Here is a 14,270-nt window from a genome sequence, read left to right on the forward strand (position 1 = left end):
GGTGGATGAGCTATGGTTTCAGCGTCTGTCGCTTTTCAGGGAGCCATCGCGATGGGATGCCCGCAAGTCTGTGGCACCGCAACCTTGCAATGCAGTTTCGGCGCCGCCCCGGCGGTGCTCAATGTGCTGCCGGTCAATCGGCTGCTGACCGGCGGGATGCCGGCGGCGAATATCATGGATCACATTCCTCTGGTGAACATCACCAGCTTCGGTATGTGTCAAAGCCTGGCTAACCCAACCGTCGCCGCTGCGACTGCCGCGGCATTGGGCGTGCTGACACCCATGCCGTGCATTCCTGCCACCGCTACGCCCTGGATCCCCGGCGGCCCGCCGACCTTGCTGTTGGGCAACATGCCGGCCATCGATGCCAACAGCACCCTGATGTGTACCTGGGCCGGGGTGATCAAGATCGTCGTGCCGGGGCAGGTGCAGATGCTCATTCCCTGATTGGTGCGGACCTACAGGTAGGGATGATTTCCTGTGGGAGCGAGCTTGCGCGCGATAGCGGCGGTTCAGTTGGTGGAGATGTTGGCTGTACCACCGTCATCGCGAGCAGGCTCGCTCCCACATGGGTAAGGGGAAAGATAATAATTATGCTTGCGCCGGATCACTCCAGCGCCTGAACCACCAGCGCACCCTGGAAATCGGCTTGCCCTCGGCGTCCAGTGGTCGGCCGTCTTCGGCATAAGCGTGTGCCGGTTCCAGCAGTTGGCCGTTGAGGTAGCGGGCCTCGACGGCGGGGTTGCCATTGGGGTGCATGCGTCGATAACGACCGTCACGCACACCGTCACGATAGAACTCGGACTCGGCCAGTTGCCCATCGGGGAAATAGTTGTTCGCTTCACCGTGCAGCAACCCACCCCGATAAGCGGCCTGGCGCTGCAGCCCGCCTTCGGCGGCGTAGAAGCTTGCCACGCCCTGCAGTTTGCCTTTGACGAAGGGCAACACCGCCGAGACTTTACCGTTGGGGTGATACAGCGTGCTGGTGCCTTGCAGCTCACCTTGCTGATAGTTGAGTTTCGCTTGCGGGCGCTGGGTCTCCTCAATCTGCAGCGGGCCGTCGAGGTGGCCGTCGACCAGTTGCCCGCTCAGGTGACTGTCGCCACGCTCCACGTCGAGTTTTTTCGAGGTCATTGGCACGCTCCCGTCAGTTGACCTTCACCAAGCCGCCCTTGATGGTCAGCATGCCGCCGCCGTCCACGGTCTGTTCGGCGGCGGCCTTGTTCACCAGGCTGATGCCGGCGTCGTTGGTCAGGGTGGTGCCGGCCTTGTTTTCCAATGACGTACCGGCCTGGTTGCTCAGGGCGGTTCCAGCCTTTTGGCTGATGGACGTGCTGGCCTGGGCCGCCAGGTCGGCACCGCTCTTGATCGCGAAACTGCCGCCGCTTTGCAGGGTCAGGGTGCCACTGACCTTGATGGTCAGGTTGCCGTCCACCGTCAGTTCATAGTTACCGGTGACCTTGTGCGCGTAGTTGCCCCCGGTGCTGTGGTTCTGGTCCGAACCCACGGTCACGGTGCGGGTGTCCTTCACATCGAGGCTGTCGCTGCCGGTCTGGATGGTCACGCTGCGTTTGCCCTTTTCCAGGGTGACGGTTTCGTCGCCTTCCTTGACCGTGCGAGTGCGCGCGTTCTGCACCGTGAGGGTTTCATCGTGACCGACCGTGGCGGTGGTGTCGTTGAGCACGTTGATGTTGAAGTCTTTCTGGGCCTGGAGAAAAACCTCCTCGGCGTCCTTCTTGTCCTCGAAGCGCAATTCGTTGAAACCGCCGCCGCCCTTGGACGAGTTGGTCTTGATCCCGGACTGGGTCTGGTTGGCCGGCAGCGCGTAGGGCAGGGCGTTGTCGCCGTTGTAGACACAACCGGTCACCAGCGGCCGGTCGGGGTCGCCGTCGATGAAGGTGACGATGACCTCCTGGCCGATGCGCGGCACGAACTGCATGCCAAACCCCTTGCCGCTCCAGGGCAAAACCACACGAACCCAGCAGGATGAACTCTCGTCGTTCTTGCCGGTGCGGTCCCAAGGGAACTGCAACTTGATCCGCCCGTATTCGTCGGTCCAGATTTCTTCGCCGGCCTTGCCCACCACCAGTGCCGTCTGGGTGTGCATGCGGGGTTTTTGCGTGGTGCGGGGCGGTCGATAAGTCGTGGCCTTGGGAATCGCCTCGAAGCGGTTTCGGTAGCTATCGTGGCTGGCTTCGTGGCTGACCGAGGTCACCACCCAATCGATATTCAGCGTCGAGTCTTCATGGCCGGCGAGGGTGAACCAATACCCCGGCACCAGCCAACGGCAGTCGCTTTCGCCGACAAACCGCTTCTCCTGACTGCGCAGGCCATCCACCCGTTGTTTGGTCAACGCATCGCCCTGGCCCTTGGCGTCATAGCCGCCCGGATGCTCGTATATCGAACTCGGCCCGGCGACGGCTTCGGCCTGGCTGAAGAGCGAAGTCGTTGGGGTGGTGAATTGGTAATCGGTCGCCTGGTACACCCCGGCCACCGCTTGCAGGCACACCTGGCCTGAGCGGATGCCATGCAGTTCCCGATCACCTATTTTCTGCCCGAGATAATTCACCGTCGGGCCATTGGGGATCGGCAAGAACGCATCATTGTTGTCAGCCAGCACCAGCGTGTGCGTGCCTTGCTCGTGGCTGAAAAACCAGAAAATCCCGTCTTCTTCCATCAAGCGCGAAACAAAGGCCAGATCGGTTTCGCCGTATTGCACGCAGTATTCGCGTGGTGTGTAGCTGCCGGTGAGTTTGAGCTGGAAATCGGTGAAACCATGGGCCTTGAAAATCGTGGTGACGATGTCCGAGGTGGCGAGGTTCTGAAACACCCGATTGTTGCTCGCCAGGGTCAGCCACCAAAGCCACGGGCGCAATAAAAGTTGATAGCGTTCGGCGGTGGCGTCGGCGGGGAGCTGGCGGATTTCCGCGACCAGACAGTCCAGCGGGCGCAACAAGGCGTCCTTGTGCAGGGTCATGGTGACATGGCTGGCGACAGCGCTGGTGAGGGTCAGCGAAGGGCCGTCGTTGATGCCGTTGAGGATGTGCGAGCCCAACGCATTGAGGCTCTCTTCGCCGGACAGCGATTCCGGATACAGCGCCGACAGCGTGGCCGCGGTGAGGGAGAGGGTGGTGTTGCTGTCGGTGGAGCGGGGCATTGATTGTCCTCAGCGCCTTTAAATATCGTCAGGAAATCCTTCGACCGGGCCTGCCCATAAACACGACTCAACCGGGAAAGGAACATTGTCCAGTTGATTGGTATTGACCCCAATGCGTTGAGCGCAAATTTTGTCAGGCTCGCCAACTTTTTTAATCTTGATGAATCCGCTATTTACGTAATCATCCACTTTCTTCATCTGTTTTGGTTTTATCCATGCGAGGTTGAAATACAAAACATAGACTTCTGACAGTTTGCTAATGCCGAGTTTTTCTTTTTTCTCTCGTATTTCAGACGGTGGTATGGTCGTTAAATAGAAACCTTCTTCATGCTGCTTTTTGAACCAGGCCCACTTTTGAGGTTGATTCATCGTGCATTTCCACTCCCGGACGGCGGGGGTGCCGATTTGATTATCAGTGATGGATTTGGCCGCTGACTGGGTGGTGTAGTGATAGAACTTCATAAGGGCTCCGGTCCAACTCAGAAAGTCTTAACAGGCGATGAACCACGACGGTTTGTCACTCCAACACCCACTCCGCCAACTTCCCCGTCACCTGCGTCATCAACACATTCTCCACATCCCTTGCTCCTGCCGCGCTGCACTTGGCCAACACGGCCTTGACGATCCCTGCGTCGAACTCGAACTGCTTGCCGGTCGCGGCCTTATACCGCCCACGCAGTTTCTCCAGCTTGGCCAGGACAATGGCTTCCAGCGTCGCCTCCTCCAGCGGCCGATACGCCACCACCGTCATGCGCGCCAGGAATGCGGGGCGAAACGCTTGCAGCAAGACTTTATGCAAGGCTTCGTTGAAGGCGTCGCTGCCCAGTTGCGCGGCTGGCGTGTCCAGGAGCAGTTCGGCGCCGACGTTGCTGGTGGCGAGCATCACCGTGTTCTTGAAGTCCACCACCAGGCCGGTGCCGTCTTCCATCAGGCCTTTGTCGAAGACGTTGTAGAAGGCCTCGAGCACATCCGGGTGGGCCTTTTCGATTTCATCCAGCAACACCACCGAGTAGGGTTTGCGCCGCACCGCTTCGGTGAGCACACCGCCGCTGCCGTAGCCGACATAGCCGGGCGGGGCGCCTTTGAGTTGGCTGACGGTGTGGGCTTCCTGGTATTCCGAAAGGTTGATGCTGATCAGGTTGCGTTCGCCGCCATACAAGGCATCGGCCAGGGCGTAGGCGGTTTCGGTCTTGCCCACGCCGGTGGGGCCCACCAGCAGGAATACGCCGACCGGCTTCTGCGGATCGGTCAGGCCGGCGCGGTAGGCTTGCAGGCGCTGAGCGATGGTGTTCAACGCGGTGTCCTGGCCCATAACCCGCAGGCCCATGCGCTGACCGAGGGTGCGCACGGCGTGGGCTTCGTCGGCGAGCATCTTGCCTACCGGGATGCCGGTCCAGCCGGCGATCACGGCGGCGACGGTCTTGCTGTCCACCTGTTCGGGTACCAGCGGATCGTCCTGGCGAATGGCATCCAGGCCGGCCTCCAGACGCAGCAGTTCGGCAGCCAGGTGGTCGATGCGGTTATCGATCTCGGTGTCGGGCTTTTCACCGTCGGCGCGCTCGCTCAAGGCCAGCAGCTCGCGGCGGGTGTCGAGCAGTTCGCGCACCGCTTCGCGCTCTTCACCCCAGCGGGTCTCCAGCTCGCGGATGGCCTGCACGTTGCCGCTCGACTCGGTTTCCAGCAGGGTGATGCGCTCGCGGTGATCCAGTCCGGTGGCCTGTTCACGGCGCAAGCGTTCGACTTCGTCCTTGAGGCTGTTCTGGCGATGGCGCAGGCTTTCCAGGGGCGGCGGCACATCGTGTTGGCCGAGGGCGACCCGCGCGCAGGCGGTGTCGAGCACGCTGATGGCTTTGTCCGGCAACTGTCGCCCGGAAATGTAGCGGTGGGACAGCTTCACCGCCTCCTGAATGGCCGCATCCAGCACGTGTACGCCGTGGTGTTGTTCCAGTTTGGTCGCTACGCCACGGAGCATTTCCACGGCGGTGAGTTCGTCCGGTTCTTCGACCTGCACCAGTTGGAAGCGGCGGGCGAGGGCCGGGTCTTTCTCGAAGTATTTTTTGTATTCCAGCCAGGTGGTGGCGGCCAGGGTGCGCAGTTCACCCCGGGCCAGGGCCGGTTTGAGCAGGTTGGCCGCATCGCTGCCACCTTCAGCGCCGCCGGCACCGATCAGGGTGTGGGCTTCGTCGATAAACAGAATGATCGGTTTTTCAGCGCTGCGTACAGCGTCAATCACGCCTTTGAGACGCTGTTCGAACTCGCCCTTGACGCCCGCGCCGGCCTGCAACAGGCCCAGATCCAGCACGCGCAAAGTGACCTCCTGCAACGACGGTGGCACGTCGCCTGCGGCAATGCGCAGGGCCAGCCCTTCCACCACGGCGGTTTTGCCGACGCCCGGCGCGCCCACCAGGATCGGGTTGTTCTGCCGACGTCTGAGCAGGATATCGATGCACTGACGAATCTCACCGTCGCGTCCGACGATGGGATCGATGCGTCCGTCCCGAGCGTCGGCGGTCAGGTCCTGGGTATATTGGTCGAGCACCGGGTCCTGTTTCGGTGGTGCCTCACCGGGTTTTACCGGGCGCACGCCGCCGACATGTTCCCGCGAGCTTTCGGTCCATTCCAACAGATGGGCGCGCAAGGCCTCCCGGGGAATGCGCAGCAGCGACGAGGCACTGTTGAGCAACAGGCTGCGACGCTCATCACGGTCCAGCAGTGCCAGCAACAACAAGCCGGAACGAATGCTGTCCAGGCCCAGCACGCTGGCCTGCACCACAGCATCTTCCAGCAGGCCGATGGTTTGCGTCGACAGGGCCGGCGTGCGGGTACTGCCGGATTTGAACAGCTCCAGGGCCTTGTTGATTTCTGCCGCCACCGCGTCGCGCTCCAGGCCAAAGCGCGGCAACAGGCAGGCAAAGTCACCGCCTTCGATGTCCAGCAGTTCCAGCAGCAGGTGCTCGATTTCCACATAGTGATGGCTGCGTTGCAGGCAGCGTTGCGCGGCGCGTTCCAGGGCGCGACGGTTGTCCGGGTTGAGGCGTCCGATCAGGCTGGCCAGTTCCATTTCAGGCGATCTCCGGCTGACGAAGGCGAGTTTCGATCCGTTGTACGGCAAGGTTCGGCTGGCGTTGCAGGCCACCGTTCCAGCTCAATCGCGGCGGCGCCTGGCGAACCAGTTGCAGTGGCCCGGCGCCACGGATCAGCAGCACCAGACTGCAATCCAGATCGGGACCGAAGTACAAGGCGTAAAGGCTGGCGAGTAACGGATGGGTCTCGCCGGTGGGCAGCAATGCATTGGCCTGAACCGCGGTCAGCGGGCCGAGGGTCAGGCGCACGCCGGCATGTTCGTCCCAGACCCGAGTGCCGGCGACCGCGCTGTGGCCCAAGCGCAAGTTGCGCCCGCCGGGCTGCAAGCGGCTGCGGCTGGCGGGGGGAATTTCGCGCCAGCCACCTTTGTAGGCGGTCAGTTCCACCGGCAGCCCGAACTGTTCGCGCACGATGGCCGCAAACCCGGCCAGGGAGCGCCGGCCATCGGCGTACAGTGCGGTACACGCCAGCACGCCCGCATCGGGCGCGGCCTGGCGTTCTTGCAACGCCTTGGGCAGCAGGCCGGTCAATGCACGCAATTGCGCCTGCACGGCAGACGCCGCCGGTGCGGTAAAACCCAGGGCGATGCGGTGTTTGCGCATCACTTTGTAGAGCAGGCTGAGCAGACGATGCTGGAACAGGTCGAGAAACTCCGCCGGCGCATGATCGCGCGCCCGTGCCCGTTGTTGCAGCCATTCCTGATAGGCGTAGGGCAAGGGGCCGTCGGGGCCGCCGAGGCCAAAGATCGGCGTGGTCAGGATGGGTGCCGTGCCGGGCTCCTGCTTCAGGCTTTCGACTTCACTGGCGGCGAACAGCGGTGTCAGCGGTCCCCGCAGGCGCAGGGCTTCGGCGTGGGGCGCGGTGCCGCTGCCCAGGGTTTCGGCCTGGGGCTGTTCGCGCTCCAGCACCAGCAATGCCTGAAGCCATTCGAAACGATGCGGGTCGCGCCGCAAACGTTCGCTCAGGTTCAGAGCGTCAGGGGTTTGCCGGCTTGGGGTTGCCATGTTTTCACCTCCCTGTCCGACTGAACGAGTACGGTGCGCACGAAACGATTGGCGGTGGCATAGAGGGAAAAGAACTGCGCCAGCACCCCGGAGAACAGCACGGCACTGCTGCCGACGAAGTGTTGCGGGTCCAGTTGCAGGCTTACTTGCAACCCGTTGCGCCACCCGCGCCAGGCGTCTTCGCCGACATGGGCGATGACCCGGTCACAAGCCAGTTCCAGCACCCCGGCGATCTGCCGCCGGGCGCTGGCCTCGTCCCGCAGATTGTGCAATTCGAGAATTTCCCGCAGCGCGTCGAGAGCCTGGGGACCTTCCACCAGCGACAGGTGGTTGAGGGTCAATTGCGACACCAGTCTCCAGCGCGATTCGCCATCCAGGCGTGGCAGGCTCTGCGGGCTGGGCGGGTTGCGCAGGCGAGCCCAGGCCACCGGCCCGGGACGCTCAAAACCCAGCGCGGTGCCGGACGGCAGGCTCTGGGCCAGATGGCGGTTGGTGCACAGCAACTCGGCGGTGAGGCTGTAGTCCCGCGTGTCAGCCAGCGGGTCGAACTGAGTGTCCACCAGGCTGACCATCAAATCGGTGCCCAGGCGATTGGGGCTCATGCCGCTGACTCGCCGCGCATGCCAGTAATAGGCCTGGTCGTTGCCGTGCTGGCTGCCGTAATAGGCCGGGACTTTGCGCACCCCCTGGCTCGACGTTGCGCGCATGCCGCGGATGCTGTGGATCTCGACGCTGTTCTCTCGATGACTGTCGGCCACCAGGCGGTATTCGCTGCGGGTGCCGTCCGGGCGTAGCGGCTCGGACGTCCTGGGGAACAAGTTGATCACTGGCGCGCAGCCCAGGGCGATGTCGCTGGCCTGGAGCGGAAGGCGGCTGACGGGCGCGCGGTCGAACACGATGTACAGGTACAACGCTTGGCTGTCGCTGGACGCTCCGGCCAGTGGCAGGTCGAAAAAGCCGAATTTGTCGGGGAAGGCAAAGTACTCCGCCAGCAGGCGCATGCCGGGATGCACCCCGTCCTCGTCCGGCAGCAAGGCTTGATCACTGGCGAAACCGACGATCTCCGGCAGGCCGGTCAGGGGTTCCGGCACGCTGCCCGGTGGGCCGGCCAGGACCTTCACGGCATGGGCGCCGAGCAGGTCATACAGCCAGGCGTTGATCATTGGTGAGGCTGCCAGGTGCACCCGCAGAGAATCGATCCCCAGCGTCGACCATTGGCTTTCCCCCAGGCAACGCAGGTTCAGGCGCAAGGCGGAACGCGCCTGCATCACCCCCGTCAGCGCCTGAGCCTCATCGCTGCCCAGCAGCAACGCTTCACTGACTTCGATCGGCCACAGGCGCACGGCGGCCGTGGTGCGAAAATGAATGCTCTGCCCCTTGTCGGTGGTGACGAACAAGGGCGTGTCCCGGGGCAGGGGGTAGCCTTCATTGAGGTTGCCTTTGCTCGGGTCGGGCTCGAACTGCACGATGGCGCAGGACGGCAGAGGACGCAGGGCCAGAGGGTAAAGCTGTTCGAGCAAGGCATCGCTGAACTCGGCGTAGTCGTCGTCCAGTCTTCGCTGCAAGCGGGCGGCCAGCAGTGCGAAGCCCTCCAGCAGTCGCTCGACATGCGGGTCCGGGCATTCGCCGGGAGACAGCTCCAGACGCCTGGCGACCTTGGGGTAACGTTCGGCGAACAGGCTCCCGGCATGTCGCAGCCAGGTCAGCTCACGCTGGTAATAATCCAGCAGTTGCGGGTCAATCGAGTCGCTCATGTCGTACCTCAAGGCCGTCGCCGGCGGGCTCGATGACAAATGCCACGGGCCATGAGTGCTGGTCGCCGCGCAACTCGCCCAATAGCCGTATGTTCAGTTGCTGGGGATGACCCGGCACAGGGTTGACCTGGACCTCGCCCAATCGCAGGCGCGGCTCGAAGTGGTTGATGGCCTGACGGATCTCGCGGGTCAGTTGGCGACGGTCATCGCTGCGCTGCTGTTGTAGCGCCGTCCAGTCAGCGATGCCGTAATCCAGAATGCTCGGCGGTTCGGTCAGCGCCTTCGGGCCGCGTCGGGTGTTGAACAGGCGCAGCAGTTCGGCATGAACCGAGTCCTGCAGCGCCTGCCGGTCGAACGCCCGCTCAGGGTCTTGCGCCGGGCTGGCCAGGCGGTCGAACAGGGGAGGGCGAAGCCCGAAACCAGCCATGGGCGCGGCTTCCTTACTTGGTCATCTTGTTGGCCGCCAGGTCCCACGTTGTGCCCGCCGTGCCTTCCTTGGTGCCGTCGTCTTTCTGCGCGGTGAGTTCCCATTTGATCTTGGTGAAGTTCAGCGACAGGGTTTCCACCGGTTTGCCGCCCGTACCGCCACTGACGCTGACGTTGGACAGCACGACGTTGGTCAGGGTGTAGACGATGAACGGCATGATCTGGCCGCTGCCTTCGGCGGCGTTGCGACCGATGGTGATGATGGCTTCGGGGATCGGTTTACCGGCGCAGCAATATTCGTTGAGGGTGGGGGTAGAACTGTCGACGAATTTGGTCAGGGTGAATTCGCCGATGTGGGGCCTGCCGGACGTACGTTCCGAGTTGCTGACGTCATTGGTGACTTGCATCGCCACGTTGTGGCTGTAGGACATGACTTCGATTTTGTCCGTGAAACCCTCAAGCAGGCTGTCGCCCTTGATGTCGCCGCCGAGGTCGAGAATGATCGCATCCATTGTGTGGAACTCCTGAATAAGACGAGATGGGGGGTGCCCAATACCGATCCGTTAAAGACGAACGCCGAACCTGTGGCGAGGGAGCTTGCTCCCGCTGGGTCGCGCAGCGGCCCCCTCTTTTGTGGGACTGCTGTGCAGTCCAGCGGGAGCAAGCTCCCTCGCCACATAGCTACATAGCCGTCAGGCCGCTACCGGCGGCGGCAGGGTCGCCACCAGGCGGATGGAAGCAGTCAGCTCCTCCAACTGGAAGTGCGGCCGCAGGAACACCGTGGCCTTGTAGGCCCCTGGCTTGCCCGCCACTTCCGTGACGTCCACCCGCGCTTCGCGCAACGGGTACTGCGCCTTGATCTCTTGCGGCGCGTTGTCGTTGATCAGCACGTAATCGGCGATCCAGTTATTGAGGTAGGTCTGCACGTTGTCGCGGGTCATGAAGCTGCCGACTTTGTCGCGCATGATGACCTTCAGGTAATGGGCGAAACGCGAGGCAGCGAGCACATACGGCAACATCGCCGAGATTCGCGCGTTGGCGTTGGCCTCGTTGGTGTTGTAGAGCTTGGCCTTGTTGGTGGTCTGGCCGCCGAAGAACACTGCCACGTCACTGTTTTTCTTGTGGCACAGGGAAATGAAGCCCAGGTCGTTGAGTTCTTTTTCGCGCCGGTCGGTGATCGCCACTTCGGTCGGGCATTTGAGCGACAGGTCCCCGGAGCTGGTGCGGAAGGTATGGGCCGGCAGGCCTGCTACCGCGCCACCGCCTTCGGCCCCGCGAATCGCCGCGCACCAGCCATATTTGGCGAAGGCTTCGGTGATGCGTTGCGACAGCGCCCAGGCGGCGTTGCCCCACAGGTATTTACTGTGGTCGGTGCCGTTGACGTCCTCGACGTAGTTGATGCCTTCCACCGGCAGTGTGTCCGGGCCGTAGGGCAGGCGCAGCAGAAAGTGCGGCAGCACCAGGGACACGTAGCGCGAATCCTCGCTTTCGCGGAACGAGCGCCACTTGATCAGCTCCTGGCTTTCGAAAATTTTCGACAGGTCACGGGGCACGGCCAGCTCGGTGAAGCTGGTCATGTCGAACAACCGGGGGCTGGCGGCGGCAATGAACGGCGCGTGCGCGGCGGCGGCGACGTTCGACAGTTTTTCCAGCAGGCCGATGTCCTGGGGGTGGCGTCCAAACGTGTAGTCGCCCACCAGCAGGCTGAACGGATGCCCGCCGAAGGTGCCGTATTCTTCCTCGTAGATCTTCTTGAACAGCGCGCTCTGGTCGAACTCGACGGCTTTTTCCAGATCGTTCTGCAGTTCTTTCTGGGTCACGTTGAGCAAGCGCAGTTTAAGTCGCGTGCTGGTTTCAGTGTTTTGCACCAGCAGATGCAGGCCGCGCCAGGAGGCTTCGAGTTTTTGCAGTTCGGGGTGGTGCAGCACTTCGTTGAGCTGGGCGCTGATCAACTGATCGATCTGGCTGATGCGGTCGTTGATCATGGCCACGGTGTCCTTGTCGATGGCCATGCCTTCGTCGAGGACCTGGGTGGCGAATTCGGCCAGCATGTCGCGGGCGTAGTCCTGCTGGCTGTCGTCGTGGGCCATGCGGCCTTCGGCGATGATCTTGTCCAGCAGGGACAGGGTCTGGGTCGTGCTCTCGCTGGTTTGAGCGCTGGATGAAGCAGGCATGGCTTTATCTCCCTTGAGTGATGAGCGCGATCAGGCCTGTGGTTCGGCCGGGGCTGGGTCATCGTTGGCGGCTTCGGTCGGCAGGTCTTGCGCATCCTGAGGGCGGGCTGACTTGATCTCTTGCAGGCCTTCGGTGTTGGCGATCACGTCGCGCAGCAGCTTGTCCAGGTCGTCGTTGCCATCAAGCTTGGTCAGCAGGTCCCGCAGACGCTGGCGGGCTTCGAACAGCCGGCGCAGGGGCGTGACCTGCTCCACAACCTTGACCGGGTCGAAGTCGTCGATGTGGCGGAAGTTGAGTTCGATGTTGAGCTTGCTGTCGTCACCGCTGAGGGTGTTATTCACCTGGAGCGTGGCGCGAGGGGAGATGGAGGCCAGTACCTCGTTGAAATTGTCGCGATCGATTTCGGTGAAGCGCCGCTCGTTGAGCTTGGGCAGCGGGTCCAGTGGTTTGCCCGAGAGGTCGGCCAGAATGCCGACCACCAGTGGCAATTCTTTCTTTTCGATGGCATTGCCGATTTCCACGTCATAGGTGATCTGGACGCGGGGAGGACGAACTCTGTCGAGCTTGTGCTGGGTACTTTCTGCCATGGCGGCCGACTCCGATGCATGTAGGGAGCAATGCATCGGGGGGCCCGCTCATCGCATTCCCTTGCTGATCCGCAGGTTGCAAATGGAGGGCAGTAGACCTGTCATTCCCTTGACGAACCTGGTGCATTCGACTGTGTGGGTCGAACTACCCAAGACGCTAGAACAGGTCTATAAAAATGCAAGCAAAAACAATTTTTGACCGCTGAGAAAAGGAAGATTCATTTTGCGTGTTCTTTTTTCCGGATTTTTTTTGAGCGTCGCGCTCACCGGTTGTTCGCTGTTTGCTCCCAGTGTCGACCTCGACAGTCTGACCCTGGACGTCGCGCCCCGAGCCAATGACGACACACCCATCGCAGTGGATTTTGTCGCCGTGAACGACCCGGATCTGCTCAAGCAGCTTTCGGGAATCAGCGCACGCCAGTGGTTTGCCGAGCGCGAACAGTTCCAGCGCGACTATCGTCAACTCATGTCGGTGTGGGGGCTGGAGCTGGTGCCGGGGCAATTCATCGACCGCCAACCCTTCCCTCTGGAGGGCAGGCGCGCCGCTGGACTTTTGGTCTTCGCCAGCTATAACACTCCCGGAGCCCACCGGCTTCGGCTGGACGATCAGCGCCAGGCTTGGCTGAAGTTCGAAAGTCGTGAGATGACCCTGGTGAACGATGGCCAGCTTGCCAGTCAGCCTTGAGTGACCGCGGGCCGCCCAGGGGCGGCGTCATTGGGATGTCGAAGGGAGTCGTATGAGTCTGTTACCTGACGCGGTTTGCTGGCACGAGGGCATGCAGTTGCTGCCCCAGCACTTCCAATTGCAAGGCCTGCGCGCCGAAGCCCTGGCCGCGCATTTTGCCGGCGCCTGCAACCCCTGGTTCTGGGGTGTCAGCCAGTTGGAGGTCGACCCTTCGGCCCTCAGCGCCGGCCAGGTCCGGCTGTTGCAGCTGCAGGGCACCTTGCCGGACGGGTTGCCGGTCAACGTGCAGGCCGGGGTCGGGCCGACCCTGGAGCTGGACATCACCGAAGCGGTGAACAAGACCGACGACGCGACGGTGACCGTGTACCTGGCCATCAGTCCGCTCTGGCGCGCCGGGCAATTGCTGCCGCTCAAGGGTCGGCTGCAATCGGTAGTGGGTGACGCCTTGCCGGACCTCACCAGCGGCGAGTTCCCCGAGTCCATCACGGTGTGGCGGCCGAACCCTCGGCTGTGCACACAACTGAGCAAGGCCGACTCGATCTGCCTGCCGCTGTTGCGCATCCGCAAGGAGGGCGGCGGTTTCCTGCGGGTGGCCTACACACCGCCGACGCCGATCCTGTTGCCGGAATCGATTCTTGGTCGGCGAGTGGCCGGGCTGTGTGCCAGGGCCCGGGAGAAATGCCTGTTCCTGGCCGGGCGCCTGCGTCAGGCCCAGGCGGCCGGTAACCAGGACGATGCCATGGAGATTCGCCGTCAATTGACTGCGTTGTGGGCGCGTTTGCCGGAAGTCGAAGGCGCGCTGAACACCCGGGTGGCGACGCCCCAGGCATTGCATGGTCTGCTGTTGGGGCTGGCTGGTAGCTGGTCGGCGCTCGATCCGCTGGCCGGTGTCCCGGCCTTTGCGCCATTGGATTTTCTTGAGTTGCAACGCGGCTATGAGCCGCTGCTGGACTGGTTGGAAAACACCCTGGAGCTGGTCCGCGCCGGTTATCGCAGCCTGGCCTTCGAGCGCGATGACCAGGTGTTCTCGATCCAGTTGCCCGACGACCAGCCGAACCAGCGCCTGGTGATCGGCCTGCGTATGCCCAACGGCGCCAGTGAGCAAGCCGCCGCCGAGTGGTTGCGGGGGGCGATCATCGCGTCGGCGCCGCACATCCCGTTGTTGAGTCGCCAACGCATGAGCGGTCTGCCCCATCAGGCCATGAGCCGCAACGAACAGGTGGCCTACAGCGTGGGTGACGACACCCGGTTGTTCGTGGTGGCCGCCAGCGGGCAATGGTTCGATGGGCAATTGCCGTTGCACATCGTAGCGCCGGCCTCGCATCAGGCCAGCAGTCCGTGGCAAGTGGTGTTGTTTGTGGCGCAAGCCGGTGAAAGCGCCTGATCGTAAAAGGGGAG

At 62.6% G+C, this 14,270-nt stretch carries 13 protein-coding genes; 3 read left to right on the plus strand and 10 right to left on the minus strand.

Annotation, left to right across the window (positions count from 1 at the left end):
• The first annotated feature begins 51 nt into the window (after window positions 1-51).
• On the plus strand, window positions 52-447 hold the full coding sequence (locus CRX69_RS16320; RefSeq protein WP_107322338.1) for a DUF4280 domain-containing protein: 396 nt from the start codon (window positions 52-54) through the stop codon (window positions 445-447).
• A gap of 144 nt (window positions 448-591) precedes the next feature.
• Here the strand turns inward: CRX69_RS16320 and CRX69_RS16325 are convergent, their stop codons facing one another.
• The 10 genes from CRX69_RS16325 to tssB all read right to left on the minus strand — a co-directional run bounded on the left by CRX69_RS16325 (window position 592) and on the right by tssB (window position 12,187).
• On the minus strand, window positions 592-1,134 hold the full coding sequence (locus CRX69_RS16325; RefSeq protein ID WP_107322339.1) for a toxin-antitoxin system YwqK family antitoxin: 543 nt from the start codon (window positions 1,132-1,134) through the stop codon (window positions 592-594).
• Window positions 1,135-1,147: 13 nt separating this feature from the next.
• Window positions 1,148-3,157, minus strand: coding sequence for a type VI secretion system tip protein VgrG (gene tssI, locus CRX69_RS16330; protein ID WP_107322340.1), 2,010 nt, complete (start codon window positions 3,155-3,157; stop codon window positions 1,148-1,150).
• A gap of 18 nt (window positions 3,158-3,175) precedes the next feature.
• On the minus strand, window positions 3,176-3,619 hold the full coding sequence (locus tag CRX69_RS16335; protein WP_047225731.1) for a hypothetical protein: 444 nt from the start codon (window positions 3,617-3,619) through the stop codon (window positions 3,176-3,178).
• 55 nt (window positions 3,620-3,674) lie between these two features.
• A complete protein-coding gene (gene tssH, locus CRX69_RS16340; protein ID WP_107322341.1) occupies window positions 3,675-6,218 on the minus strand; it encodes a type VI secretion system ATPase TssH in 2,544 nt (847 codons plus the stop codon).
• A 1-nt stretch (window position 6,219) separates the two neighbouring features.
• Window positions 6,220-7,245, minus strand: coding sequence for a type VI secretion system baseplate subunit TssG (tssG, locus tag CRX69_RS16345; RefSeq protein ID WP_107322342.1), 1,026 nt, complete (start codon window positions 7,243-7,245; stop codon window positions 6,220-6,222).
• On the minus strand, window positions 7,209-8,999 hold the full coding sequence (tssF, locus tag CRX69_RS16350; RefSeq protein WP_107322343.1) for a type VI secretion system baseplate subunit TssF: 1,791 nt from the start codon (window positions 8,997-8,999) through the stop codon (window positions 7,209-7,211). Before tssF ends, tssG begins: the two co-directional genes overlap by 37 nt.
• Entirely contained in the window at window positions 8,983-9,426 is a 444-nt protein-coding gene (tssE, locus tag CRX69_RS16355; protein WP_107322344.1) for a type VI secretion system baseplate subunit TssE, read from the minus strand. Before tssE ends, tssF begins: the two co-directional genes overlap by 17 nt.
• A 13-nt stretch (window positions 9,427-9,439) precedes the next feature.
• The gene (locus CRX69_RS16360; protein WP_047225736.1) at window positions 9,440-9,937 is read right to left on the minus strand and encodes an Hcp family type VI secretion system effector; all 498 of its coding nucleotides are present in this window, start codon (window positions 9,935-9,937) and stop codon (window positions 9,440-9,442) included.
• Between the two features lie 180 nt (window positions 9,938-10,117).
• Window positions 10,118-11,599, minus strand: coding sequence for a type VI secretion system contractile sheath large subunit (tssC, locus tag CRX69_RS16365; protein ID WP_047225737.1), 1,482 nt, complete (start codon window positions 11,597-11,599; stop codon window positions 10,118-10,120).
• A 30-nt stretch (window positions 11,600-11,629) separates the two neighbouring features.
• Complete coding sequence (gene tssB, locus CRX69_RS16370) at window positions 11,630-12,187, minus strand: type VI secretion system contractile sheath small subunit (protein ID WP_047225738.1); 558 nt, start codon at window positions 12,185-12,187, stop codon at window positions 11,630-11,632.
• Window positions 12,188-12,410: 223 nt separating this feature from the next.
• Here tssB and CRX69_RS16380 point away from each other — a divergent pair, with 223 nt between their 5' ends.
• The gene (locus CRX69_RS16380) at window positions 12,411-12,872 is read left to right on the plus strand and encodes a hypothetical protein (RefSeq protein WP_047225739.1); all 462 of its coding nucleotides are present in this window, start codon (window positions 12,411-12,413) and stop codon (window positions 12,870-12,872) included.
• Window positions 12,873-12,924: 52 nt separating this feature from the next.
• Complete coding sequence (tssK, locus tag CRX69_RS16385; protein WP_107322345.1) at window positions 12,925-14,256, plus strand: type VI secretion system baseplate subunit TssK; 1,332 nt, start codon at window positions 12,925-12,927, stop codon at window positions 14,254-14,256.
• Window positions 14,257-14,270 lie beyond the last annotated feature (14 nt).

The sequence above is a fragment of the Pseudomonas rhizophila genome (assembly GCF_003033885.1).
GTDB classification, from domain to species: Bacteria; Pseudomonadota; Gammaproteobacteria; order Pseudomonadales; family Pseudomonadaceae; genus Aquipseudomonas; species Aquipseudomonas rhizophila.